General features: G+C 65.8%; 22 protein-coding genes and 1 pseudogene. 11 read left to right on the top strand and 12 right to left on the bottom strand.

The window, feature by feature from the left end:
• Positions 1-2 precede the first annotated feature (2 nt).
• Entirely contained in the window at positions 3-1,124 is a 1,122-nt protein-coding gene (locus tag LRS08_RS10225; protein ID WP_257843782.1) for an AI-2E family transporter, read from the top strand.
• Entirely contained in the window at positions 1,121-1,747 is a 627-nt protein-coding gene (gene maiA, locus LRS08_RS10220; RefSeq protein ID WP_257843783.1) for a maleylacetoacetate isomerase, read from the top strand. Before LRS08_RS10225 ends, maiA begins: the two co-directional genes overlap by 4 nt.
• A 17-nt stretch (positions 1,748-1,764) precedes the next feature.
• On the opposite strand, the gene LRS08_RS10215 is transcribed toward maiA, so the two are convergent.
• Positions 1,765-2,016 carry a hypothetical protein gene (locus LRS08_RS10215; protein WP_260481708.1) on the bottom strand — a complete coding sequence of 84 codons (252 nt, stop codon included), beginning with the start codon at positions 2,014-2,016 and terminating at the stop codon, positions 1,765-1,767.
• Here LRS08_RS10215 and LRS08_RS10210 point away from each other — a divergent pair.
• A complete protein-coding gene (locus LRS08_RS10210; RefSeq protein WP_312026611.1) occupies positions 1,913-2,389 on the top strand; it encodes a Plug domain-containing protein in 477 nt (158 codons plus the stop codon). The two genes, LRS08_RS10215 and LRS08_RS10210, sit on opposite strands and share 104 nt — an antisense overlap.
• Before the next feature lie 4 nt (positions 2,390-2,393).
• Positions 2,394-3,782 carry a TonB-dependent receptor gene (locus tag LRS08_RS10205; protein ID WP_260481668.1) on the top strand — a complete coding sequence of 463 codons (1,389 nt, stop codon included), beginning with the start codon at positions 2,394-2,396 and terminating at the stop codon, positions 3,780-3,782.
• Here the strand turns inward: LRS08_RS10205 and LRS08_RS10200 are convergent.
• Entirely contained in the window at positions 3,767-4,858 is a 1,092-nt protein-coding gene (locus tag LRS08_RS10200; RefSeq protein WP_260480682.1) for a glycosyltransferase, read from the bottom strand. The genes LRS08_RS10205 and LRS08_RS10200 overlap by 16 nt on opposite strands.
• Before the next feature lie 177 nt (positions 4,859-5,035).
• On the opposite strand from LRS08_RS10200, the gene LRS08_RS10195 reads away from it, so the two are divergent.
• From LRS08_RS10195 to LRS08_RS10185, 3 genes are read left to right on the top strand one after another with little or no spacing between them, the layout of a single operon-like run.
• A complete protein-coding gene (locus LRS08_RS10195; RefSeq protein WP_257843788.1) occupies positions 5,036-5,962 on the top strand; it encodes a hypothetical protein in 927 nt (308 codons plus the stop codon).
• Between the two features lie 17 nt (positions 5,963-5,979).
• On the top strand, positions 5,980-6,480 hold the full coding sequence (locus LRS08_RS10190; protein ID WP_257845444.1) for a DUF2141 domain-containing protein: 501 nt from the start codon (positions 5,980-5,982) through the stop codon (positions 6,478-6,480).
• Positions 6,481-6,490: 10 nt separating this feature from the next.
• Positions 6,491-7,684: a glycosyltransferase gene (locus LRS08_RS10185; RefSeq protein ID WP_257843789.1), complete on the top strand. Its 1,194-nt coding sequence runs from the start codon at positions 6,491-6,493 to the stop codon at positions 7,682-7,684.
• Here LRS08_RS10185 and LRS08_RS10180 read toward each other — a convergent pair.
• The 3 genes and pseudogenes from LRS08_RS10180 to pepN form a co-directional block, all read right to left on the bottom strand.
• Entirely contained in the window at positions 7,627-9,075 is a 1,449-nt protein-coding gene (locus LRS08_RS10180) for a hypothetical protein (protein WP_260480681.1), read from the bottom strand. The genes LRS08_RS10185 and LRS08_RS10180 overlap by 58 nt on opposite strands.
• Positions 9,072-10,727, bottom strand: a complete 1,656-nt coding sequence (locus tag LRS08_RS10175; RefSeq protein WP_260480680.1) for a dipeptidyl-peptidase 3 family protein — start codon at positions 10,725-10,727, stop codon at positions 9,072-9,074. Before LRS08_RS10175 ends, LRS08_RS10180 begins: the two co-directional genes overlap by 4 nt.
• 73 nt (positions 10,728-10,800) lie before the next feature.
• A pseudogene (gene pepN, locus LRS08_RS10170) lies at positions 10,801-13,414 on the bottom strand (aminopeptidase N).
• 112 nt (positions 13,415-13,526) lie between these two features.
• On the opposite strand from pepN, the gene LRS08_RS10165 reads away from it, so the two are divergent.
• Positions 13,527-15,206, top strand: coding sequence for a M28 family metallopeptidase (locus LRS08_RS10165; protein WP_260480679.1), 1,680 nt, complete (start codon positions 13,527-13,529; stop codon positions 15,204-15,206).
• Positions 15,207-15,230: 24 nt separating this feature from the next.
• The gene (locus LRS08_RS10160) at positions 15,231-16,055 is read left to right on the top strand and encodes an NAD(P)-dependent oxidoreductase (protein ID WP_260480678.1); all 825 of its coding nucleotides are present in this window, start codon (positions 15,231-15,233) and stop codon (positions 16,053-16,055) included.
• Here LRS08_RS10160 and LRS08_RS10155 read toward each other — a convergent pair.
• The 3 genes from LRS08_RS10155 to LRS08_RS10145 are packed head-to-tail and all read right to left on the bottom strand — an operon-like array spanning position 15,965 to position 18,780.
• Entirely contained in the window at positions 15,965-16,894 is a 930-nt protein-coding gene (locus LRS08_RS10155; RefSeq protein ID WP_260480677.1) for a DMT family transporter, read from the bottom strand. The two genes, LRS08_RS10160 and LRS08_RS10155, sit on opposite strands and share 91 nt — an antisense overlap.
• The gene (locus LRS08_RS10150) at positions 16,891-17,892 is read right to left on the bottom strand and encodes a threonine aldolase family protein (protein ID WP_257843793.1); all 1,002 of its coding nucleotides are present in this window, start codon (positions 17,890-17,892) and stop codon (positions 16,891-16,893) included. Before LRS08_RS10150 ends, LRS08_RS10155 begins: the two co-directional genes overlap by 4 nt.
• Before the next feature lie 36 nt (positions 17,893-17,928).
• Positions 17,929-18,780 carry an SDR family oxidoreductase gene (locus LRS08_RS10145; protein ID WP_257843794.1) on the bottom strand — a complete coding sequence of 284 codons (852 nt, stop codon included), beginning with the start codon at positions 18,778-18,780 and terminating at the stop codon, positions 17,929-17,931.
• A gap of 94 nt (positions 18,781-18,874) precedes the next feature.
• Between LRS08_RS10145 and LRS08_RS10140 the strand changes: the two genes are divergently transcribed.
• Together LRS08_RS10140 and LRS08_RS10135 are read left to right on the top strand one after the other, a co-directional pair.
• Entirely contained in the window at positions 18,875-19,396 is a 522-nt protein-coding gene (locus tag LRS08_RS10140) for a hypothetical protein (protein WP_257843795.1), read from the top strand.
• On the top strand, positions 19,396-19,875 hold the full coding sequence (locus tag LRS08_RS10135; protein WP_257843796.1) for a DUF421 domain-containing protein: 480 nt from the start codon (positions 19,396-19,398) through the stop codon (positions 19,873-19,875). Before LRS08_RS10140 ends, LRS08_RS10135 begins: the two co-directional genes overlap by 1 nt.
• 429 nt (positions 19,876-20,304) lie before the next feature.
• Here the strand turns inward: LRS08_RS10135 and LRS08_RS10130 are convergent, their stop codons facing one another.
• The 4 genes from LRS08_RS10130 to LRS08_RS10115 all read right to left on the bottom strand — a co-directional run bounded on the left by LRS08_RS10130 (position 20,305) and on the right by LRS08_RS10115 (position 25,354).
• Positions 20,305-21,330 carry a GGDEF domain-containing protein gene (locus LRS08_RS10130; protein ID WP_257843799.1) on the bottom strand — a complete coding sequence of 342 codons (1,026 nt, stop codon included), beginning with the start codon at positions 21,328-21,330 and terminating at the stop codon, positions 20,305-20,307.
• Between the two features lie 116 nt (positions 21,331-21,446).
• Positions 21,447-21,992, bottom strand: a complete 546-nt coding sequence (locus LRS08_RS10125; protein ID WP_257843800.1) for a peroxiredoxin — start codon at positions 21,990-21,992, stop codon at positions 21,447-21,449.
• A 21-nt stretch (positions 21,993-22,013) separates the two neighbouring features.
• Complete coding sequence (locus LRS08_RS10120; protein WP_257843801.1) at positions 22,014-23,120, bottom strand: phospholipase A; 1,107 nt, start codon at positions 23,118-23,120, stop codon at positions 22,014-22,016.
• 431 nt (positions 23,121-23,551) lie between these two features.
• A complete protein-coding gene (locus LRS08_RS10115) occupies positions 23,552-25,354 on the bottom strand; it encodes a hypothetical protein (protein ID WP_257843803.1) in 1,803 nt (600 codons plus the stop codon).
• Between the last annotated feature and the right edge of the window lie 148 nt (positions 25,355-25,502).

The following is a 25,502-nucleotide window of genomic DNA, read 5'->3' as shown; positions in this document are numbered from 1 at the left end:
TGATGGCGAGTGCCGCCGACGAATCCGTGAACGTGACCCAGGCCCCCGGCCCCAACGAGATGCGCGATCCGGTGATGCGCGCCGAACTGCGCCGCGCGTCGGTGTGGTTCGGACTCGCCATCGCAGCAGCGCTGGTGGTGCTGTTGATCCAGCCGCTGCTGCTGATCTTTGCCGGGCTGGTCGTGGCGTCGATGCTGGACGGGGGCGCGCGGCTCATCCGTCGCGCGATGCCGATCCCGCGCGGGCTGGCGCTGACGATTGTGGTGATCGGGGTGGTCGCGTTCATCGGCGGGGTGATCTATTTGACCGGGGTCGAGATCGCCGCGCAGGCCGAACAGCTCCGCGCGACGCTGGAGGCACAGGCGCTGCGGATCAGCGCCTGGCTGAGCGAGCTTGGCATCATGCCCGCCGCTTCGGACCTGACTGGCCTTGCCCAACAGGCATTGGGATCGGTCGGGCGCCTGACCTCATTTATCGGCGGCGCGATCGGGGCGATCGGGAGCTTCTTCCTCGTCCTCGTCATCGGGCTGTTCGTGGCGATGGAGCCGCGAATCTATGAGCGCGGGTTGCAATGGATGGTTCCTATGGCGTCGCGCGACCAGTTCGCGATCACGCTGGCGCGGATGGCGCGGACGATGCGCATCCTGCTCGCCGGACGCCTGCTCGGCATGGTGTTCGAAGGCTTCATCACCTGGGTCTTGCTCGAAGTGGTCGGCGTGCCGATGGCGCTGCTGCTCGGCATCATCACCGGGATGCTCGCCTTCATTCCCAATATCGGCGCGTTCATCTCGGGCGTATTGATGGTCGCGGTGGGATTCAGCGCAGGGCCGACCGAAGGGCTGTGGGCGATCGCCATCTATTTCGGGGTGCAGACGTTCGACGGCTATGTGCTGCTGCCGCTGGTCGCGAAGCGGACCGTGGACATGCCCCCGGCGCTCACCGTGTCATCGCAGATCCTGATGAGCACGTTGTTCGGCTTTCTCGGCCTCGCGCTCGCCGATCCGATCGTGGCGATGATCAAGGTCGCGCTGGAACGGCGGTCGGAACAGGCGGTCGCGGCCGGATACGGCTCAGACGACGCCACCCCGCCGCCCGACCCCAAGGAAGAAGGCAACACAGCGTGATCCTCTACGATTATTTCCGGTCCAGCGCCGCGTATCGCGTGCGAATCGCGCTCAATCTCAAGGACGTGCCGCATGAGCGGCGCGAGGTGCATCTGGTCGAGGGGGCACAGCGCAGCGACGCGCATCTGGCACGCAACCCGCAGGGGTTCGTGCCCGCACTCGATATCGGCGGCGGGCGTATCCTGACTCAAAGCCTCGCGATTATCGAATGGCTCGACGCGACCTATCCGCAGCCGCGGCTGATCCCGGTCGACCCGCTTGCGCGCGCCGATGCGATGGCACAGGCGCTGCTGATTGCCGCCGACATCCACCCACTCAACAATCTGCGCGTGCTGAAGGCACTTGAGGCGCGGTTCAGCGCGGACGAGGGGGGCAAGGCCGACTGGTATCGTCACTGGATTGTCGAGGGGTTTACCGCGCTGGAGGCGACGGCGCGGGCCGGACCGTTCCTGGGCGGAACTGCACCGGGGATTGCGGACGTGATGCTGGTGCCGCAGATGTATAATGCGCGGCGGTTCGACGTGCCGCTCGACGCCTTCCCCACGCTGCTGGCGGCCGATGCGGCGGCGTGCGGGCTCGACGCCTTTGTCGCGGCCAGCCCGGAGCGAGCCAAGCCGGCATGAGGGGCGCGGCCCCTTTGCTACTCCTTGCCCTGCCCCTCCCCGCCGCCGCGCAGGAGGTAGTAGTAGTCGGGCGCGGGCTCGACGCGCCGCCGGGCGAGGCGGCTCTGGCGACGGTCGAGATCGACCGCGACCGGCTGACCGACAGCGCGTCGGGACGGCTCGAAGATGCACTGCGCGATGTCGCCGGGGTGGCGCAGTTCCGCCGCGCCGATTCTGCGCTCGGCGCATCCGACGGCGCAGGGAATCAGCCTGCGCGGTATCGGGGGCAATGCATCGAGCCGCGCGCTTCTGTTGCTCGACGGCGTGCCGCAGGCGGATCCGTTCGGCGGCTGGGTCCCCTTCCCCGCCACGCTCCCACAGCGGCTGGCGCGGGTGCGCGTCACGCGCGGGGGGGAGCGGCTATCATGGCGCGGGCGCGCTTGCCGGGACGGTCGAGCTGTTCAGCGCCGATGCGGCGACGCTGGGGCCGGTGGCGCTGACCGGCTTTTATGGCAGCCGCGACTCGGTCGAACTGGTCGCGACCGGCGGCGCGAAGCGCGGCGGCGGCGAACTGACGGGGGCGATACAATTCGCGCGCGGCGACGGATTTGTGCCGATCGTCGCGGGCCAGCGTGGCGCGGCGGATCGTGCGGCCCCCTATGAGCAGATGGGCATCGCATTGCGCGGTGTCGCGCCGGTCGCGGCGGGGGTCGAATTGCAGGCAAACCTGTCCGCCTTCACCGATTCGCGCGATCGCGGCACCGATTTCACCCCGGTGCTCAGCCGTGGTGCGGACGCCAGCTTGCGCCTGATCGGCAGTGGGCGCTGGCGCTGGGCGGCGACGGGCTGGCTCCAGCATCGCGATTTCTCAAGCGGCTTTGCGAGCATCAGCGCGACGCGTGACACGGCGACCCCGACGCTCGACCAGCATGTCCCCGCAAGCGGCAGCGGGCTGCGGATCGAGATCGAGCCGCCGGTCGGCGCCGGCTGGACGCTGCGCGCGGGCGGCGACCTGCGGATGGTGAGCGGGCAAACCAACGAACTCTACAGCTTCGTCGCGGGCAGTCCGACGCGCCGACGGGTCGCGGGCGGAGAGAGCAGCACGGCCGGGTTGTTCGCCGACCTTTCCCTCGAGCGCGGCGACCTGACCCTCACCGCCGACGCACGCGCGGATCGCTGGGCGATCCGCGACGGCCGCTTGTTCGAGGCGTTGCTGGCCGGCGGAACCCCGCTCACCGATACCCGCCATACCGACCGCTCCGGCTGGGAGGGCAGCGCGCGGATCGGCGCGGCGGTGCGCGCGATCGACCACGTCACGCTGCGCGCTGCGGCTTATACGGGCTGGCGGCTGCCCACGCTCAACGAGCTGTATCGCCCGTTCCGTGCCGGAGCCGATGCGACCGCCGCTAACCCATTGCTATCGCCCGAGCGGCTGCGCGGGGCGGAGGTCGGGATCGACCTGATCCCCGTAACGGGGCTCAGCCTGCGCGCGACGGCGTTTCTCAATCGGCTCGACGATGCGATCGGCAATGTGACGCTGGGCAGCGGGCCGGGCAATTTCCCCGGGGTCGGGTTCGTCGCGGCGGGCGGTGCCTATCGCGCGCGGCGCAATCTCGACGCGATCGAATCGCGCGGAGTCGAGGTCGATCTGGGCTGGCAGAGCGGACCATGGCGCGCGGGGGCGTCCTGGGCTTTCACCGATGCGCGGGTGCAGGCATCGGGAGCCGCCGCGCTGCTCGACGGGCTGCGGCCCGCCCAGACCGCGCCGCATCAGATTTCGGCAAATCTTGGCTATTCGGGCGAGCGGCTGAGCTTGTCCGCGACTGCGCGCTACGTCGCGACGCAGTATGAGGACGACCTCAACCTGCGCGCACTGGGAGATGCGCTGACGTTTGATGCCGTGCTGCGCGTGCCCATCACCAGCGCCGTGGCGATCGAGGCGCGGGGCGAAAATCTGACCGATGCCCTGGTCGAAACGGCGGTCAGCGGCACTGGCGTGATTGAGCGTTCGAGCCCGCGCACACTGTGGATCGGCGTCAGCTACCGCCCCCGCTGAGCGACGAGACGGTCGAACAGATCGAGATACGCCCCGATCGGCTCCGGCCCGGATTCCACCAGAGGTTCGGGTCGCTGACGCCCCGGCATCAGCCAATGGTTGAGCGCGCCGACCAGCCGCGCGCGGTCGCCCGGCGGGACCACCGAACCGCGCGACGCGCAGTCGATCAACTCATGGATCGCGACGCTCGAATCGGTTGCGACCACTGGCGTTCCAGCGGCGAGCGCCTCCCGCACCACGCCGGGAACACCTTCGAACTCGGAGGTGAGCGCAACGACGTCGGCGCGCGCGATTGCGGGGAGCGGGTCGGGGACATGGCCGGGCATCGACACGCGATCCGAAAGGCCGAGCCGCTCGACAAGTCGTTCGAGTTGCGCGCGCTCCTCGCCCTCGCCAAGCAGCACGAGCTTGACCTCGGCATCGTGGAGGCGCGGCACCGCTGCGATCAGTCGCTCCCAGCGCTTTTGGGGCGCGAGTCGGCCCACGCCGAGGATGAAGCGCCCCTCGGGGATCGGCGGCAGTACCGCATTGGGAATTGGCAGCGCCGGAGGATTGGCAATGACCGCCAGTCGCCCCGGCGGCAGGCCCATTGTGCGCGCGGCCTCCTCCGCCATCGCCGGGGTCATCGCGACGACCGCGTCGAGAAACGAAGGGTGCATGCGCAGCCAAGCGCGGTAGGCAACACCGGCACCGCGCGGCAGATCGGGACGGACCAGCGCGTTCGAGACCTTGCCGACGATCGGGGGGCACGCGCCGCGCAGCCGCCGCCGCAACCACCAGGCCGCGCCGGTGTAGTGGTTGCCAGGGCAGAAGACGATGTCGGGACGGAGCGCGCGGACGATATCCGGAAGGGCGAACAATGCCCGATAGGCGGTGTTGCCCAGCGAATGCACCGCCACTCCGTCGGGAAGCTCATGCGCCAGCGCCCCGCCTGGCTCACCAATCACGAGCGTCACCCGCCGTCCGGCGCGGGCCCAACCGTCGGCCATGCGCAGCAGCGCGCGCTCGACTCCCCCGCCCTTCAGCGTCTGGGCGAAGCTCAATATGTGGGCGGCGGGGTCACGGAAATCTGCCATGGGCTTGTAGCTTGCCCTGCTAAAGCCCAAATCGCCCCGCGAAGAAACCGCAATCTGTCGTCAACGGGCAAGGCTGTGGAGCTTTGTCGGGTCGCGACGTGACGATATGCGACCGCAATGTTCCCGGAGAGGGCGTCCTATTTGGCCGATGTTGAACCGCCGGGAGCGCAAGGCTCGATGAACACGACTGTCGCCGATCCCGCACCGCTTCCCGGTGCCGAAGATCTTGCCGCGCTGGAGCCGATCCAGAAGATTCGGCGTCGCTGGCCGATGCTGCTGGGCGCGGCGGTATCGCTGCTCATGGTCGCCGGTCTGGCCAAGGAACTGCTCGACAAGGGACTTGCCGGACTCTCACAGACCGCGCCAGACAGCTGGGTCTTCTACATTTTCTTCACGCTCTTCTACCTCGGCCCGCCGACCTTCGATTATCTGATCTTCCGGCGGCTATGGGCGATCCCGCCCAGCGGGATGATCGCGCTGCACCGCAAGCGCATCGCGAACGAAGTCGTGCTCGGCTATTCAGGCGAAGCCTATTTCTATGCCTGGGCACGACAGCGGACGCGAATGGTCGCCGCACCGTTCGGCGCGGTCAAGGACGTCTCGATCCTTTCGGCGATTGCCGGCAACGGCATCACGCTGGCGATGCTGGTCGCCGCGCTTCCGCTCGCCACGAACCTGTTGACGCCGGCGCAGTACAACACCGCGCTGGCATCGATCGGTATCATCATCGCGATGTCGCTGCCGTTTCTGATCTTCTCCAAGCGGGTGTTTTCGCTTGAGCGCAGCATGTTGTGGTGGATCTTCGGCATGCATTCGGTCCGGATCCTGCTGGGATCGATTCTGGTCGCCCTTGCCTGGCATTTCGCGATGCCCGACGTCTCGCTGGGCATGTGGCTGATCCTGGCCGCCGCGCGCCTGCTGGTGTCACGCCTGCCCTTCGTCCCGAACAAGGATCTGCTGTTCGCCAATTTCGCGATCATTCTGATCGGCCAGGGCCAGGCGCTGTCGGAGCTGCTGGCATTCACCGCAGCGCTAACCTTGCTGGTCCATATGGCGTTGATCGCCGGCTTCGCGCTGCTCGGGCTGGCTACCAAGGAGAGCTGAGAATCGTGCGCCTGCTGATGTCCGCCGCCCTGATCGCCGCGTTCGGAGCCGCCCCCGCCGGGGCGCAGATCCTGATCGATGCCGATGCCGCGTGCAACGGCAGCAGCCCGTCGGTGCGTGTCGCCGTCACCGGCCTCAAGGACCGCACCGGCAGGTTCAAGCTGGAGCTGTATCCGGCCAACGAGGACGATTTCCTGAAAGACGACACCAAGCTGAAGAACGAGGGCAAGTTCTTCGCACGGATCTGGTCGACCCCGGCCCAGAACGGCGCGGTCAATCTGTGCATCCGCGCGCCGCGGCCCGGTCGGTATGCGCTGCTGTTTACCCATGACCGCGACGGCAAGAACAAGTTCAATTTCTGGCGCGACGGCGCCGGGTTCCCGAGCAACCGGAAGTTGGGGAGAAGTCGGCCGCAGCTGAGCGAAGCGGTCATCAACGTGGGTTCGGGCGGCACCAGTGTGACGATCCGCGCACAGTATCTGCGCGGTCTGTCCGGCTTTGCCCCATTGGCGGACTGAGACGCGCGCCATGCGGATCGTCGATATCAACGAATATTACTCGCCGACCGGTGGCGGGGTGCGGACCTATCTCGACCGCAAGATGCGGATCATGGCCGAGCTTGGTCATGAACTGATCGTCATAGCCCCGTTCCACGAGGATCGGGTCGAGGACCGCCCCGATGGCGGGCGCATCTACTGGGTCAAGTCGCCGTCGCTGATCGTCGACCGCAATTACTGGCTGTTCAACGATCCGGGCGCGGTCACCCGGCTGCTCGACGATCTCAAGCCTGATGTGGTCGAGAACAGCTCCCCTTGGCGCCCGGCCTGGTTCATCGGCGACTGGGCAGGCGATGCGCTCAAGGTGTTCTTTGCGCACAACGACAATATCGGTGCCTATGCCCAGCGCTGGCTGGAGGGGATCGCGACCATCGACCGGGTCGAGCGGATGTTCGGCTGGTACACCCGTTACATGGGCAGGTTCCTGGCAAAATACGATGCCTTCGTGACCAATGGCCCGGCATTGGCGAAGCGGTACCGCCGTCGCGGGCTCCACGTCGACGCCGCGATGCCGCTTGGGATCGACCGCAACCATTTCTCCCCCGATTTGCGCGACGAGGCGCTGCGTGCGTCGATGCTGGCGCAGCTAGACCTGCCACCCGAGGGGCATTTACTGATCGGGCTGGGGCGGCACCATAAGGAGAAGCGCTGGCCGTTGGTGATCGACGCGGTGCAGGCTGCCGGTGCCGATGTCCCGGTCGGCCTGATGCTGCTGGGGCAAGGGCCGCAGAGCGTCGCGCTGGAACGGCAGATCGCGGGCAACACGCATATCCGCCTGTTCCGCCCGGTTTATGACCGCGAACGGTTCAGCCGAATCATGGCGAGCGCCGATGCGCTGATTCACGGATCGGACCAGGAACCGTTCGGGCTGGTCGCGTGCGAGGCACTGGCGAGTGGATTGCCGCTGATCGTGCCCGACGATGGCGGGTGCGCCGAGGTCGCCGATCCGCTCTATGCCGAAACATACCGCGCGGGCGACGCACGCGCCTGCGCCGACGCGATCGGGCGAATGTTCGCGCGCGAGCCGGCGATCCTGCGTGCCGCGACGCGCCACGCCGCCGCACAGGTGCTGTCCGACCGGGATCACGCGATCGCGCTGGTCTCGCTCTATTCGGAACTGATCGCCGAACGCGCCGAGGGGCTGCCGCGGCGCCAGAGGGCGTAGCGTTCGTTGCCGAGCGGCATCACTGCAACGCGGGCATAGCCGGCCTCGACCCCCGTCAGCATTTGCGCGCGGATTTCGGACCGCTCGCCGCGATAGGGTTTGCGCATCACCACCCATTCCGGGCGCAGGGCCAGAATCCGGTCGATTTCCGCCGCCTGATCGACGCCGATCGCGCCGCGTTCGCGCGTGCGGCTGAGGTGGCTGGGAAATACCCAGGGCGTAACCGTGCACCTTCCTGTCATCGGGTAGAGTATCGTCGAGCCGGAATAGACGTGCAGGCAACCCGGCCCCGCGCCGATCGTCCGCGCTATGGCCGCGATCTCGCCCGGAGTGCCGCGCGTTGTGCGCTTGGCGATCAGCACCACCTGCCCGCCGACCAGCACGAGCGCGAGAATGGCCAGTGCGAAGCGGCGATGGTCGCCCCAGAAGCCAGCCGCGCAGATTGCCAGGGGAGGGATCAACGGCAGGGCGTAATGGTCGAAATAGGAACCAAAGGCGAGCAGCCCGGCGAGCGCCGCCGCCGCCCAGAGGAACAGAAAGCCGCGCACCGGCGTCCGCTCGCCCCGCCACCATGCGAGCCATGCCGAAGCAAGCAACGGTGAGAGAATGAGGACGATGATCGCGAGATTGGTGAGCTGCGCGGTCAGCGGATCGGGGTTGCGGTCGAGGATCGAGAGGAAGTTGGCATAAAGCCATGCTTCGCCCTGTCCGAGCGCGGCATAGGCCCCAAACGCAAGCGCGGTTGGAGCGAGCGCGACCGCCGCCCAGATGGCCCCGGTCGAGAAGACGCGGGGCAGCGTAGCGCCGCTGCGCGACAGACCCCACATCATCCACAGGCCAATGAACGCGCCCTCGAACACCGCCGAGTATTTGACCTGGAGCGCCAACCCCATCAACGCCATCGCGCCGAACCCGCGCAAGACCAGTCGCGATGGAATCGTCCCGTCCGCGCGCGGCGCGACTAGCGTGACCGCCGCGATCACCAGCAGATTGTAGAAGACGGGTGCCTGCCCGCCCTGCCCGTCGATCAGGTTCGGCCAGAACACGACCGCCGCACCCGCGAGCAGCGCGCCGCGAGACCACCCCGCGCGCTCCGCCAGCCGCATCGCCAGCGCCGCTGTCCCGACAAGCGCGATCAGCGCGAAGACCTGATAGGCCCAGATCCCCGCCGGATATCCCAGTGCGGCCGCCGGGGCATAGAGCAGGAACAGGCCAATCGGCTTGCGGTCCCAGATCTCGATGAAGGGCAGCGCGCCGTCGAGCATCGCCCGCGCGGTGACGAAGTAGAACTCCTCGTCGACATGCAGAATCGGGTTGCCGAAGGTGATCGCCCGCGCCGCCAGCGCGAGCGCGAGCAGGATCAGCCAACGCGGCGCATGGGCAATATTCACACGCGGTCCGGATAGATCGGGCGGATATCGACCGGAATCGCCCCCATCGACGCGATCACGCGCTTTGCGGGGTCGTCGAGCACCGCCCATTTCGCCATGAACGCCTTGGTCCCTGCGTAATCGCCATTGTGCTGAAGCACGATCATCTCGCGCAACAGGTCACGCAGAGCCGCCTCGAACTTCGCATCGTCGATGCGGTAGCGGCCAGACTGCTCGTCCCAGGCGAAGGCACCCTTCGCCTTCATATATCCATATTGCATAGCCGCACCGCGACCATGCGCCTCCTCGATCCCGAAGCGCATCGATCGGAAGGTCCCGGCGAGATAGGTGGCAAATAGCTGTGGCTTTTCCGCAGCCGGGATCTCGCCCTTGCCCATCATGAACAGGATATTCCACGCGCCCATGACATCGGCCTTCGCCTCTTCGAGCGCCGATGCCTGATCCTTGAGCGCCTCGCTGACCGTTGTTTTCGCGCCCCCGACGGTGATCGTCCCCGGCCCCAGACTGTGCGACAATTCGTGGAACAGCGTGCCGAGCTGCATATATTTCTTCACCACCAGCCTCGACTGGTCGGGAACCAGCACCAAAGGTGCCATCGGCGCGAGGATACGGTCATATTTCGCGCCGAGCACGTTCGACAGAATCACCTTCTTGGCGCCCTTCGCCTCACGCACCCGTTCGTCATTAGGCAGGTTGAAGGCGATGGTCTGGACGCCGGGGACGTTGTCGCCCCCACCACGCACCTGCTCCGCCACCGCGATCGGCGATTCGAAGCCGCGCTGGAAGTTCTTGAGCCACTCCTCGACCGGGAGGTTCGCCTCCATGTCGCGCAGATACCGCTTGTACTTGTCGAGCGCGGCGGACTCTTTGGGATCCTTCAGCGTGACGAAGCTTTCGAACGCGGTTTTCTGGCCGTGGAGCCGGTCTGTATAGACTTCATACGGCCCGATCGCGACTTCGATCGGAGTGTCCTTGAGGTCCATCCACGCCAGTTCCGACTCATAATAATCGTCGGTCAGGAATGCCCTTGCGCGCAGCGTCAGGAACTTCTTCAGGCTGGGATTGGTGGTGATTGCCGCCGCCTGTTCGAGCAGCGCGGCTGCCTTGGTCAGCTCCGGCTTGTAGGCGACCGAATAGGGGATCGCCTTGAGCTTCGTCCCGTCACGCACCACCACGGTGTAAGGGCTGGTCAGCGCCGCCTTTTCCCCTGGATTCGCGGCGAGATAGGCGTCGAATGCCTCGCGCGTCAGATCGGTCGGATAGAAGCCCGCACCTTCGGGCATCGCGCCCGTTCCCCAGAAGGCCCGCTTTTCGGCGAGTTCGTCCCACGGACCGAAGTATCGGTCATACATTTCGAGCTTCAAGGCATCGCCCTCTTTGGCGATCGCAGCGCGTGTGTCACGCCAGTTGGGGTCACGCTGGGCACGGTAGATGTCGGACATGATGTTCGACGCCTCGATCAGCAGATTGACCACCCGCCGCTCTTCTTCGGTAAGGAAGCTGGTATCGGGCTTCATCTCGATTACGGCGAGCTTCGCCTTCTGCCCGGCAAGGTCATAGCCCGCGTCCTGCGCGACACTCTGGTTGCCGTCGGGCGCGCCGCCACAGGCGGTGGTTGCGAGAAGCAGGGCGGCGAGGGCGATCTTGCGCATCAACTTACTCCGGATAGCTTCAATGTGGCCAACGCCACGATAGCGCGCAGCCGCAATGTCATGGTGTGATTGTTCACCCTTCCAGGCTCTTGCTCACCTGTTCGGTCATGTCCTTGCTCAGCCCGGGCTGGGCAAGAATGCGTTCCAGCTCCGCGCGCATCCTGGTCGCGCGCGCAGCGTCGAAGCGGCGCCAGCGGCCGAGCGGCGGGACCAGCTTGGCGGCGGTCTGGGGGTTAAGCCTGTCGAGCGCGATCAACTGGTCCGCGACAAAGCGATAGCCTTCGCCATCGGCACCGTGGAATGCGCGCTGGTTGACTGCGAACGCGCCGACCAGCGCGCGGGCGCGGTTGGGGTTGGCGAGCGTAAAGTCGGGGTGCCGCGACAGTTCCTGCACCGCGGCCAGCGTATCCGGACGGGTCGACAGCGCCTGGGTCTGGAACCATTTGTCGAGCACGAGGCCATTGTCGCGATAGCGCTGGTAGAAGATGTCGAGCGCCGCGATGCGCCGCGCATCGGCCGTTTCGGAGGCGAGATTGGCCAGCGTCATCAGCCCGCCCTGGCGATCGGTCATATTGTCGGCTGTTTCGAACTGGGCGAATGCCAGTTCCGGGCCGTCTGCGGCACCGCTGGCATTGATATATCCAAGCGCTACCGACTTGATCCGCCGCGCCCCCCTTCCCCGCAGGGGAATATTCGAAGCGGTTGGCGCGTTCGCCTTCGTAGATCGCGCGCCATTGCTGCTCGAGCGCACGACCGAGATCGCGGCGCAACGCCTCGCGCTTCTGGAAGATCAGTTCGGGATCGACCACGGCGAGCTGGTCGCCGATAAAGCTGTCCGACGGGAGCAGCACCGCTTCGGCGACAAAGGCGCGGTCGAGCGCGGGATCGGAAAGGGTGTTTGCCACCGCCTCGATCACCGGACCGTGATCGACATGTCCGCGGGTCACTGCACCGACCAATGTATCGAGCATCAACTGCTGCATCGCCTCGTACCGCGCGAAGGGGTCGTCATCATGCGCCGAGAGGAAGGCGAGATCGGAAGCGCTGCGGTTGGTGTTGACGATGACGGGAGCCGAGAAGCCGCGATTGACCGAAAGTACCGGACGCTCCGTCACCCCGTCGAATGTGATCACCGTCTGAGGATCGCCGAGCAGCACCAGTCGCTCATCGGCCAGCGGTGCGGCGGTCTCGGCACCGAACAGCTTGATCTTCAGCGGAAGCAGCATCGGCTCCTTGACCGGCTGGCCTGGAGTCGGTGGCAGGCTCTGGCGCAGTGTCAGCGTCGCGCGCGCGCCGTCCACCTCATGCTCCAGCGTCGCGGAGACGCGCGGGGTTCCTGCCTGCGCGTACCACAGGCGGAACTGGGCAAGGTCGACCCCACTCGCTTCTTCCATGCACGCGACGAAATCCTCGCACGTCGCCGCCGTCCCGTCGAAGCGGTCGAAATACAGGTCGCTGCCCGCGCGAAATTTCTGCGGACCCAGAATCGTGGCGATCATGCGGATCACCTCGGCACCCTTGTTGTAAATCGTCGCGGTGTAGAAGTTGCTGATCTCGATATAGTCGTCGGGTCGCACGGGATGGGCGAGCGGGCCGGCATCCTCGGGGAATTGCGCGGCGCGCAGGCCGCGGACATCCTCGATGCGCTTGACCGCAGCCGAGCCCTGATCGGCAGAGAAACACTGGTCGCGATAGACGGTGAAGCCTTCCTTGAGGCTCAGCTGGAACCAGTCGCGACAGGTGACGCGGTTGCCCGACCAGTTGTGAAAATATTCGTGTGCGACCACTGCGGCGACCGCGTCATAGTCGTAATCGGTCGCGGTATCGGGGTCGGCGAGGATGTAGCGGCTGTTGAAGATGTTCAGCCCCTTATTCTCCATCGCGCCGAAGTTGAAATCGTCGACGGCGACGATGTTGAACACGTCGAGATCGTACTCGCGGCCATAGACGCGCTCGTCCCACGCCATGCTGAGCTTGAGCGCGTGAAGCGCATGGTCGGTCTTCGCCAGATCCTGTTCGCGCACCCAGATGGCGAGCTGGACCTCGCGCCCGCTCGCGGTGGTGAAGCTGCCGCGATTGGCGGCAAGGTCACCCGCGACCAATGCGAACAGGTAGCAGGGCTTGGGGAAGGGATCGTGCCATTCGGCCCAATGCTTGCCATCTCCGGCATCGCCCGACGCAATCGGATCGCCATTGGCGAGAAGCACCGGATAGCGCGCCCTGTCCGCCGTCATCTTCACCCGATAGCGCGACAGCACATCGGGGCGGTCGGGGAAGAAGGTGATGCGGCGGAACCCCTCCGCCTCGCACTGGGTGCAGAGGTTACCGCCCGAGGCGTAGAGGCCCATCAGCTGGCTGTTGCGCTCGGGCACGATCTCGACCTGCGTCTCGATCTCGTGCGCATCGCCGGGCAGGTCGATCACCAGCGTCGGGCCGTCCATGCGCCACTGGGTCTCCGCGCCATCGACCCGCACTGCAAGCGCGGTCAGCGCGTCACCGTCGAGGCGCAACGGACGATTATGCACGCCATTGCGCGTCACCGAAAGCGTTGCGCGCACGCGGGTGCAGCCGGGGGCGAGGTCGAAATCGAGCGCGATGTCGGGCACCAGCCAGTCGGGCGTGGCATAGTCTTCGCGCCGGATCACGCGGGGTTGGACGGTGGGTGTGGCGTCGAGAACGTCGATCATGTTTTGGCCTTTACGCGCGGGCGCGGGGGACAGCACGCGAAATTCGATTGCGGTGTATCGTCGGAATGCTACGCCTCAACCCATTCTTTGGTTCAATGGGAAGTACGAAGCCTTGATCAAATCCCGTCTGCTGCGCTCGACGATCGCATTCACGCTGATCACACTGTCCCCCACCGTGCTGGCGCAGGATGCCAAGGCTCCTGCTGGCCCCAGCGCCGAGGACAATGCGCGCGTCAACGCGCCGCTGCCCCCCGCCGAAGCGGCGATGAAGGCGCATGTCATGTTCCTCGCGTCCGATGCGATGAAGGGCCGTGACGCCGGGTCGCCCGAGTACGACATCGCCGCGCAATATGTCGCCGCGCAATATTATGCGGCGGGGCTGCGCCCTGCGGGGGATAACGGCAGCTACCTCCAGTCGGTGCCGCTGCTGAGCTTCCGTCCCGCTGACAAGGGAACGCTGACCGTGACGCGCGGCGGGACGCCGGTGACGCTGGAGTTCGGCAAGGACTATATCCCCGGTGGCGACCCCGAGCGACTGAGCACGGTGATCGACGCAGGCGTGGTGTTCGCGGGCTATGGCATCGTCGCCCCGCACCTCAAGCGCGACGATTACAAGGGCGTCGACGCGAAGGGGAAGATCGTCGCGATCCTGTCCGGCGCGCCGGGCGGCTTCGACGGCGAGGAGCGCGCGCATTTCGGCAGCAACGCCAACAAGGCGGTGATCGCGGCAAAGCTGGGTGCTGCGGGCGTCATCGTAATCGAGACGCCGGGGTCGCGCCGCCCCTTCGCGCAGCTCGCCGACCATTGGCAGGAATGGCGGATGACCTGGGCCGATGCCAAGGGTAACGGCCATCTCCCGGCCAAGGGCACGCCGTCGCTCGCCGTGATCAGCATCGCGGGTGCGGCAAAGCTGTTCGGCGACGACAAGGGCTGGGCCGCCGCGATCAAGGCGGTCGAGGCGAACAAGCCGCAGCTCAAGGCGTTCGCCGCGCGCGCGACGCTCGCCGCCGCGCTCAAGACCGAGCGCAAGATGGTGATGAGCAGCAACGTCGCCGGGATCATTCCGGGCAGCGACCCGGCGCTGAAGGACGAAGTCGTCGTCCTCTCCGCGCATCTCGACCATGTCGGCGTCGGCCGCGCCGATGCGAAGGGCGACACGATTTACAATGGCGCGATGGACAATGCGATGGGCATCGCGTCGCTGATCGAGGAGGCCAAGCGCTTCCGCGATCCGGGCAAGGCGCCGCGCCGCTCGGTCATGTTCCTGGCGGTCACCGCCGAGGAAAAGGGGCTGATCGGTGCCGATTATTTTGCGCACAACCCGACCGTGCCGAAGGACAAGATTGTCGCGAACGTCAATCTCGACATGCCGGTGATCACCTACAAGTTCGAGGACATGATCGCGTTCGGTGCGGCGCGTTCGACGCTGGGCGAGACCGTCGCGCGCGCCACCGCGAGCGTCGGGGTCGGCGTGGGCACCGATCCAATGCCCGAACAGGGCTTCTTCGTGCGGTCCGACCATTATCGCTTCGTCCAGCAGGGCGTGCCGTCGGTCTTCCTGTGGCCGGGCATGGCGGGCGTCGGCAAGGAGGCTTTCGAACGCTTTCTGACGAACCGCTATCACAAGCCGTCGGACGAGATTACCAATCCCGAAATCATGTGGGATCAGGGCGTCCGCTTCATCGAGGCGAATTACGTGATCGCGCGCGAGATCGCCGACGCCGACCAGCGCCCGGCGTGGAAAAAGGGCGATTTCTTCGGCACGCTGTACAACGGATATGGCGCGAAGTGAGCTGAACCGGATCGGGGAGGCGTGATGCGCCTCCTCGTCTTCGGCCTTGGCTATAGCGCGCGGCACATCACCGCGTTGCTACCCGCCGCGCGGATCGTCGCGACGGGCAGCGCCGGAAACCTCCCCTTCGACGACCGCGACCGGGTGCGGTTCGAGATTGCGCAGGCAACGCATATCCTGTCTTCGGTCCCGCCAGGGGAGACTGATCCGGTGCTGGCAGCCTATGGCGCGGCGCTGGCAGGGAGTTCGGCATGGCTCGGCTATCTCTCCTCCACCGGCGTTTATGGCGACACGCAGGGCGCATGGGTGGACGAAAGCGCGCCGACCGGCACCGGGCGGCGCACTGCGCGCGCCGCGGCGGATGCCGAATGGCTGGCGCTCGAGGCGCGGGTGTTCCGTCTGCCCGGCATCTACGGGCCGGGCCGCTCACCGCTCGACCGGATCGTAGCGGGCGAGGCGCGGCGTATCGACGTGCCGGGGCAGGTGTTCAGCCGCATCCATGTCGCAGATCTTGCTGCGGGGATCATTGCCGGGTTCGATGCGCCGCCGGGGGCGTACAACCTCGCCGATGACGCACCCGCGCCGCAGTCCGACGTCATCGCATTCGGCTGCAGATTGCTGGGGCTGCCGGTGCCGCCGCTCGTCCCTTTGCAGGAAGCGAACCTTTCACCCCAGGCGCGCGCCTTTTATGCCGAGAATCGCAGGATCGCGAACGGTAAGGCGAAGCGGGTGCTGAGCTGGCGGCCGCGCTATCCCGATTACCGCGCGGGCCTGCGCGCCTTGAGCGCGACGACCAGCCCGACCCCCGCGAGCGCTGCGCCCGCCGCCGCAAGCAGCGACCAACGATAGCCCTCGAACAGGGTCGACAGCAGCATCGCGATCACCGGGATCAGCACGCTGGAATAGGCCGCCTTGGCCGGGCCGATGACGCGGATGATTCCGAAATAGAGCGGGAAGGCGACCGCCGACGCGACCACGCCGAGGTAGAGCACGCCGGCGATGTAGGTCGCGGTCCATTCGAACACCGGGGGGCCGGTGGTGAGCCAGGCGAAGGCCCCGTCCATCGTCGCTCCGAGCAGCATCGCCCAGGCGATCATCGTTGCCATCGGATACGCCTTCGACGTCTCGGTCGCCTGCATGATGTTGGCAACCGAAGCGCACATCACACCCAGCAGCGTGATGCCGATGCCGTAATAGACCTCGCCGCTTGCCGACGGGTCACGGCGGATCTCGTGGACAAACAACAGCGCGACCCCCGCCATCGCGACCACCGATCCGACCAGCAGCTGTCGCCCCATGCGCTGGCCCAGGAAGATGCGCGAGAGGATCGCGTTCGGCACGAGCAGCAGGGCAAAGACCACGGCGACAAGGCCTGAGGTCACATGCATCTCCGCCCGATAGACGAAGTTGAAGTTGAGCACGAACTGCATCAGACCAAGCAAAGCGGCGAACCCCATGCCGCGCGCATCGAGCCACAAGGGCTGGCGCGACCAGGCAGCCCAGGCCAGCATCGCGAGCCCGCCGACCAGGAAGCGATAGGTGACCGACCAGGTCGGCGGCACCACGCCAAGTTGGCCGGTGATGACCAGCCAGGTCGATCCCCAGATCAGAGTGACGATCCCGAACGGAATCAGCACCGCGAGCTTGGTAGAATTGGGCCTCGGGGCCGCTGGTGCGCCCTCGCTCACAGCGCGGCGAGAGCGTCGGCGAGCGGTGCGACCGCTGCCGCGTCCTGATCCCAAGCGACGACGAAGCGCGCCTCACCCGGTCCCCAATCGTAGAAATCAAAGCCCTGCGCGCGCAGCGACGCCGCCTCGTCTGCGGTCAGGCGCACGAACACGGCGTTGGATTCGATCGGATGGACCAGCCGGTGCGGCGCGGCCTGACCCAGCAGCGCCGCACCAGCATTGGCGGCGCGTGCGTTGCGCAGCCACACATCATCGTCGAGCATCGCGAGAAGCTGCGCGGCGAGAAAGCGGCCCTTGGACTGGAGATGCCCGGCGCGCTTGCGGCGCACCTTGCACGCTTCGGCCAGATCAGGGCGGAAGAACATCAGTGCCTCCGCACCCATCCCGCCATTCTTGATGAAGCCGAAACTCAGCGCATCCACCCCGGCGCGCCAGGTGATATCGGCAGGGTGGCAGCCGAGATGCGCGAGTGCATTGGCGAACCGCGCGCCATCCATGTGGAAGCCCAGGCCCCGCGACCGGGCGATGTCGCCGATCGCCGCGACCTCGTCGGGCGTATAGGCCAACCCGTACTCGGTGGCGTTGGTGATCGAGATCGCATGCGGCTGGACCCAGTGCACCCCCGGCTTGACTGCATCGAGCACCGCGTTGACCGCATCGGGGCTCAGCTTCGCGCCCGGCCCCTCGCCCAGCATCAGCTTGGCGCCATGGGTGAAGAATTCGGGCGCGCCGGCCTCGTCCATCTGGATATGCGCCTCGCGGTGGCACACCACCCCGCCATAAGGCGGGCAGAGCGAGGCGAGCGCGAGGGAGTTGGCGGCGGTGCCGGTCGGCAGCCACAGCACCGCGACCGGTGTTTCGAACAACGCCGAAAAGCGGGCGTCGAGCGCCGCGCTCCAGCGGTCGCCGTCATAGGCGGTGTCCTGCACATTCGCGGCGGTCAGCGCCGCGATGACTTCGGGACAGGCGGGGGCGGCGTTGTCGGAGAAGAAGCGCATGGCGGCCCAGATGCGCCGCCACGCGACTCCGGTCAATCAGCCGTTGATGATCGTCCCGCCATTGGGGTGGAGCACCTGTCCCGACATGTAACTCGCGTCCTCGCAGGCAAGGAAGAGGAAGGCGGGGGCTACCTCATTGGGCTGGCCCGGGCGACCCATCGGAGTGTTTTCCCCGAACGTCTCGAGCTTTTCGGGCGATGCGCCGCCGCAGGGGTTGAGCGGGGTCCAGATCGGGCCGGGCGCGACAGCGTTCACGCGGATGCCCTGTTCGATCAGATTTTCGGACAGCGAGCGGGTGAAGGCGGTGATCGCCCCCTTGGTGCTCGAATAGTCGAGCAGCTCGGCCGACCCCTGATACATGGTCACAGATGTACAATTTACGATCGCGGCACCTTCCCCCATGTGTGGCAATGCTGCCTGCACAAGGTAGAACATGCCGAAGATGTTGGTCTGAAACGTGCGGAGCAATTGCTCTTCGGTAATGTCCCGAATGTCCTTGTCGGGGTGCTGTTCGCCGGCATTGTTGATGAGGACATCAATCCGTCCGAAGGCGTCGATCGTCTGCGCGACTGCGCGGTCGCACATCTTTTTCGACCCGACATCGGCCTTGATCAGGATCGCGCGGCGGCCCTCCGCCTCTACGATGCGCTTGGTTTCCTCGGCATCGGCATCTTCGAGCAGATAGAGGATCGCGATATCCGCTCCTTCGCGCGCGAACAGGGCGGCGACCGCTCGACCGATGCCGCTGTCCGCGCCGGTGATCAGCGCGACCTTGCCGTCCAGCCGACCTGATCCGGGATAGCGCGGCTGCCATTCGGGTTTGGGGTCCAGCGTCCGCTCCTCGCCGGGCAGCGCGTCTTCATGGATCATTTCGGCGGTGTCGGTCATGGCTCGCTCCGGTCATCCCCCGCCAGCCTAACAACCGAAGCGGGACCCGGGAGTTCCGGCAACCAGTCGCGCGGACGCTCGTTTCACCTGCGCGATGGCGCACTCCACCTATCCTGACGGGATCGACCCCGCACATGCCGAGCCGCGCGGAGGGGCCTGGAGGCGCTGGATCGCGGTCCTCCTGCTCGCCGCGATCATGCTGGCCGCGCTGCTCGGCGCATTTGGCGGGGGCAAGGCACGGCCGGTGATCGTCGAGAGTGGCGCCGCGCGGCTCGAAATCCGCACGCCGCGCGTGATCCGCAATGGCGAGTTTTTCGAGACCCATATCCGCGTGACCGCGCGCGCGCCGGTAGCGAAAGCGGTTGTCGCGATCGATGCCGGGCTGTGGCGCGACATGACGATCAACACGATGATCCCCGCTGCGGGCGAGGAATCGTTCAAGGATGGCGCGTTCGAATTCGACTTTGGCCCGCTCAAGGCCGGCGAGACGCTGGCCATCAAGATCGACGGCCAGATCAACCCGCCGCTGTTAGCCGGCACGCGCGGGCGGATCGCGCTGTTCGATGGCGAGCGTGAACTGGCGACGGTCCCGCTCGCGATCACGGTGCTGCCCTGATGGATATCGTGATCCGCGCCACGGTGATGTTCGCCATATTGTTCGGGCTGCTGCGCCTGATGGGCAAGCGCGAGCTGGGGCAGATGACGCCGTTCGAGCTGGTGCTGCTGGTGGTGCTGGGCGACCTGATCCAGCAGGGGATCACGCACAATGACTTCAGCCTGACCGGGGCGACGCTGGCGATCGCGACCTTCGCCTTCTGGGCGAGCGTGCTGGGCTGGGTGAGCTATCGCTGGCCGCGCGCGGAGCGGGCGATCGAGGGCGAGCCACGCGTGCTGATCCGCGATGGCGCGTGGATCGAGGCGAATATGAGACGCGACCGGCTGACGCGGCGCGAGCTGGAATCGGAGATGCGGCTGGCGGGGATCGGCGCGGTCCGCGATGTCGCCTGGGCGATCCTGGAGCCCGAAGGGCGGATCAGCTTCATCAAGCGTGGGGACGGCGAGCCCGCAAAGGCAGAGAATGCGCGGCCCGCATGAAGCGGGGGCGCACCCCGCCGGTCAGGCGATGAAACCTGCCGACTGGGGTGCGATGGTGGTGGCGACCATGGCGGCGGTGAGGCCGAGCGAGATGAGCGCAACGCAAAGCTGACGAACCATTTTCTTATCTCCCTGTCTGGATGCGGCTGATCAGGCGACCGGGCCGAGGCTGACGGTGTTGGCGACCATCATCAGGGTGAAGGCGGCAGCGCCGGCGAATGCGACGGCGGAGCGGGCGAAGGTTTCGAAACGAAGTGCCATATTGATATTTCCCTCTTTCATTCCCGCCGGACCGTTCCGTCGGGGATGCCAGATGGATTGCAGGGAGCGTGCCAACTCCCATAACATGTTGATTTTACGTGGTTTGGAATTTTGTTACTGCGTGAACTGGGAAAATTCACCGGCCTGGTTGGGAATTTTCACCAAGTGTCAGCCGCCGATGATGCGGTTGCGCCCGGTATTCTTGGCCTCATAGAGCTTGGCATCGGCGCGGTCGAAGCTGTCGACCAGCGACTCGCCGATATGCACGCGGGTGAGGCCTGCGGAGAAGGTGATCTCACCGATTGGCATGTCCGATTCGCGCAACCGGTAGCGTTTCGACGCGACCAGCGACCGCGCATTTTCCATGATGTCGCGCGCCTTGGCGATGCCGATGCCCGAGAACAGGATCGCGAACTCCTCACCGCCATGACGAGCGACGAGGTGGCCGACACAGACTTCGCTCAGAGCCTGCGCGATCGTGCGGAGCACGCGATCGCCCACGGCATGGCCGAACCGGTCGTTGACCGACTTGAAGTGATCGACGTCGCACACCGCGATGCACAGCCGCGCACCCGACGCCTGTTGCGCGCTGAACGCTTCCTCGAATGCGCGACGGTTGGGCAATTGGGTGAGCGCATCGCGACGGGCATTGTCGCGCGCTTCCTCCAGCGCGCTGCGCAATTCGGTCGCTTCGCGCGTCGCGCTTTCGAGCTGCGATTCGGCGCGGTGCACGCGCTCCAGCATCGTCGCAGTGATCCGCGAAACCTCTTCGAGCACGTCGCCTTGCGGCCCTTCGCTCGACCGGCGGATCGCATCGGCGCTGGCGGCGAGGTCGCGGCCAAAGCCCGCGGTCTCGGCGCGCATCGCCTGGACCATGTCCTGAAAACCCTCGACCTGCATCTGCGTCTTGGCGACTAGGCCGTCGACCTTTTCGCGCGCCTTGGCCGCGTTTGCAGGGGCTTCGCAGCCGAGCGATTCGATGTCACGCTGCGTAAGGCGCACGCCGCCCTCGGTCATATTCTCTACCGCGAGGGCAAGCGGACCGCCGGGATCGTGAAGCAGGTGCCAGGCAAAGGCAAAGTTCGCGGGACTCGGTTCGAGCCGCTGATCGAACAGAAATGTGCCGATGCGCTCGTACAGTTGGCGGTCCGGATCAACGGCACCGTCTGCACGTGACGCCCTCGCCAGCCTCACCAACGCCTTCCTCCGGTCAGCCACCCGACGCGCACCATGCACGGCGGTCTGTTCGAGACCGGAGCTAATCCCGAAACTGCTAATATCCGGTGAAACGAGCTACCCGATTCGGCCTTTCAGCGCTTTTGCTTCGCACGCCAGTCACGCACTGCGGCGAGGGTGTTGCGGACATGAGCGGCGGGGTTCAGATCGCTGTGCGCGTAGATGATTTTTCCATTCGGTGCGATGACATAGCTGGTCCGGTTGGTAACGTCGCGGCCCTGAATCTGGCGCCCCAACGCGACGTCATAGCCGCGAATGACTTCGGGACTGGCGCTGGCGACCGCAAATTTTCCGGCGCAATCCTTCGCCGAAAAATCCCGCAACTTGTCCACCGGATCGGCTGACATGCCGATCACGACCGCCCCCGCAGCCTTGAAATCGTCGACCGCTGCGGCGAACGCCGCCGCCTCCGCGCTGCATCCCGGCGTGAACGCTGCGGGGAAGAAATAGAGGACGACGGCCCCCTTTTGGAGCTGGCGCGCGAGATGGACGGTGAAATCGCGCCCCGCGATCGCGCCCTTGGCCTTGAAATCAGGTGCCTTCGCCCCCGGCGCGAGTGCGGCGGTGGCCGGCATGGCAAGCGGAAGGATCAGGGCGGCAAGAGCGAGCTTCAGGCGCATGGGTCTCTCCTCGATCGGACGTCACCGGGTCAGCGCAATACCGATCCGGGCATGGGTATCGCGGCGGCGATGATCGTCCAGTGCTTCGCCATAGCCTGTAAAGCCCTGAGCGAAGAGATAGAAGCCGAGATCGTCATCGAGTCGCGCGAGCGGCCAGGATGCGAACAGCTCTGCCGCGCCACGCCCGCTATCGGGGCTGCCGCGCAATGTGAGCGCGAGCTTGAGGCTGTCGGGCTTGACCAGCGCCAAGCCGAGTGACCCGTTGCCCCAATAACGATCAAGATCGGGCGCCACTCCCTGTTTGCCGACATAGACCCAGGCTTGCGGCGTCACCTCCGCGCGCCAGCCATCGCCAAGATCGAACCGCTTGGTCGCGCGCAGGAAGATGCGGTTCGAATCGATCGAGGTCGCCGGCCCCTCGCCATTCGAATCATGCCGCCAGCCCAGTCCGATGGTCGCGGTCGGATCGACCGCGCGCTCGACATAGACTTCGGGCGAATAGGTGGTGTGTGTGAACGGACCGGACGGCAGGTCGAGCCGCCAGAACATCGTCTGGGTATAGGCGAAGCGCAGATGACTGAACGCCCCGTCGCCGCCGATCGGCTGGAATGCGAAGCTGACCTGTAGCTTGCCCCCCGAATCGCCGAAACCGAACGCACCATAAGTCGGCTCGTGCGGCGCGAAACGGTCGAGAAAGCCCGCAGCAGTGCCGGCAGATGCCTCGACCTCACGCTCAGCCGTATCGGTCACGGCACGCGCACGGGCAGGTGCGCCGTCGGCCCAGGCTGCGCCGACGCCGTCGGGCAAGGGTGCCCCGGGCAGCGGACGGGTCACGGGTCGCGCGGCATAGCCGGTCGGAACATAGCGCGCCTTGGCAAACCCGCCCGGCGCGATCGTCGTGGCGGGCGCAGGCAGGCGCTCGAGTACCAGGCGCGTGCCGTCTGCGGCGGTCACCTCGATGATCCGCGGCCCCTCTGCCGCGACGGGCGCGGCACCCTCGTTGATCAAAATGACCTCGACCCCGCGCAACGCACCGGCTTCGGACTCGGGCTGGGTCGGTACGGCGCGGACCTGCGCCGTGGCGGGGACCGCCAGCATCGCGGCGGCGACAAGGGTCAGGCTTCGCATCGCGCACCCGGATGCCAGCGGCCCGTGACGTTTGCGAGTCAGAATCGACTGCAAGGCGAGGCCCGCCGATGGTCCGGCAATGGCCCCGGGCCAGAATGCAGCTTCGGAAGATGGCGGAGACGGAGGAATACCATTGAGCCACTTAACATCTTGATAAATAATCATAAATCTGGCTAATGGGCTATACTGACCCACACTTTGCCCCACACTTAGCGCGAGAGCGTAGGAGCTAGTATGAGGCGTTCTGACCGCTTTGCGCCCCAATAGCCATTGTCCAGCGTCGGATCTGCGAGATCCCGAAAGCTGACGTCTGCCGGGTACACGCGGTGGCCAATGCGCCCCCCATCGTTCCGATTTCACGCCGCTACGGAAATTCTGATGATTTTTATGTCGAGGACGGCGGCCTCGCCATGGGCACGCGGCAAGGCCAGCTATTTCGCCCAAATCACCTTGAATTCGGCGCCTAGACCGTTGCAGCTGCGCCACGCGCTGGCAAGCAGTGTGTTGAGCTGATCGAGACGCAATCGATTGACGCCATCCTTGGCCGCCTCCGCCTTTGTCCGCGCGGTTTCAGTGACATGGGGCTGCACAATGATCACGCGACGAACATATTCGTCACCGAGACTCTCAATCGCAGCCACCAGTTCGTCTTTCGCGACTGGCTTACCATCCTTCCACCAATAGTTGGTTGCGCGCACCGCCTGCGAAAGCCCTCTGGCGAGCGCCTGCTTGTCGAGCCATTGCAGATTCTTGATCGCCTGACCGGTGACGACCTCATACGCGGCAACGGAGAGCCTGCGGCTGGCCTTGTCGCTGTTAGCGCCTTTCACATGGATGAGCGAAAGAACCGGCTTTGCGCCGCTGATGTCGAGATGGATGAAATCCGCCTTCTCATTTGCGCCATCGTCGCAAGCGAGCCATCCCTTATGGGTGTTTTGAACCCAGCAGAACAGGCTCTTCTCCGCACCGATCTTGGTCAGGTCTTTCGGCTTTTCCTGCTTTACCAGATAGCCCTTAAAATCCGTCGCCTCATATTGCGAGAAGGCGATACGAGGCATTCTCAAGGCGTATATCTGGCGGTCAGATACACTATGTCCGCTGTCGTAGCGGACGTTCACGCCGACACCGCGCCCGAGCAGTGCCTTGATCCGGTTGAACGCCTCGTCATTGACTCCCGCAGGCTTTGGATCGGTGGCCTTGAACTTAACCTTACCGTCGCGCGCGATGGCGACCTCAAGGGTCAGCGTCCCGATGGTCTCGCTATTGATCTCAACCGAGACGCTCAGGTTCGAGCCGTTTGCCGGTTCTGCGATCAGATTGGTGGCGATCACAAGCGCGGCGTCGGCATTGACCGCATCGGCGTCCTCGTCCCCATCCTCAAGCATGTCAGGTGGCAGGATCGAAAGATCATATCCTCCGGTGACCTTTGCCGGATCGAGCATTTCCATCGGGGTCGCAAGAAAGCGGAACGGCTCATCACTGCCCTGCTTCGCGGCGGCAACGGCATCGATCAGCAGCGCGGTCGACGCAGCAAACCCGTCGATCGACTTGGCCTTGCCGAGCCAGACCCGCGACGCCTTGGGTGATACGCCGACGGTGATCTCCAGCGCGGCGTTCCGCGAGCGCGCAGCCGACCAATAGAAGCTCTGGTCGTCAAAGGGGTCGAGGGAGTAATCGAGATCCTGGCCGGCCAGAATCTTGGCGTCGGCCTTGGTCGCGCTTCGCCGATGCACACCAGAAAGCCACAGTGTTCGGGCCTGGCCGTTCTGCAGAAAGGCCGCGGACATGATCGCGCGGGGTATCGGCGAGAGCCAAGTAAGGGGGGCGCCCGGATCGAGCTCGCCGATCAGCGCAGCGCGCAGCGGTCCCTTGACCTTAGGGTCGCTGATATGGAGCGCCAAATGCCCCTTGCGAACAAGCGCGATGACCAGATGGTGCTGCACATCGATGAAGCTCGCATCGTCGGTCCAAGCCGGCTTGAGCGTGCGTTTGTACCACATCGACTGTAATCGGACGCCGGCCGCTGCGCGGGCCCGGAGCCGCGTGAAATCGGACGTGGCAGGATGTTCCTCGGCAGCGCAAATGGCTTCGATGTCGGCGAGACAACGTTCCAGCTGATCAGCAACGGCAACGCCAGCCGCCTTGGCGAGCGTCAATGAAACAAAGGGCGTGAGCCACTCGTGAAAATCGACAACGCCGCCGCCAGCCTGAGCCAAATCGACCGCGTCAGCCATTTCCGGCTCCTCCGACAGGCATGATCAATCTCCGACTATCCGGCCATGCGCACGTGGCAGCGACGCGTCCCCGCATCGCGCAGGCAACGCCACCGCAGGATCGGTCGCCTGGGCCTGTCGATCGCTCGAATGGCAAGCAGATCATTGT

It is taken from the genome of Sphingomonas sp. J315 (genome assembly GCF_024666595.1).
Lineage (GTDB): Bacteria > Pseudomonadota > Alphaproteobacteria > Sphingomonadales > Sphingomonadaceae > Sphingomonas.
The sequence above is the reverse complement of the archived record's forward strand: the minus strand, read 5'-3'. Positions and strand labels throughout refer to the sequence as shown.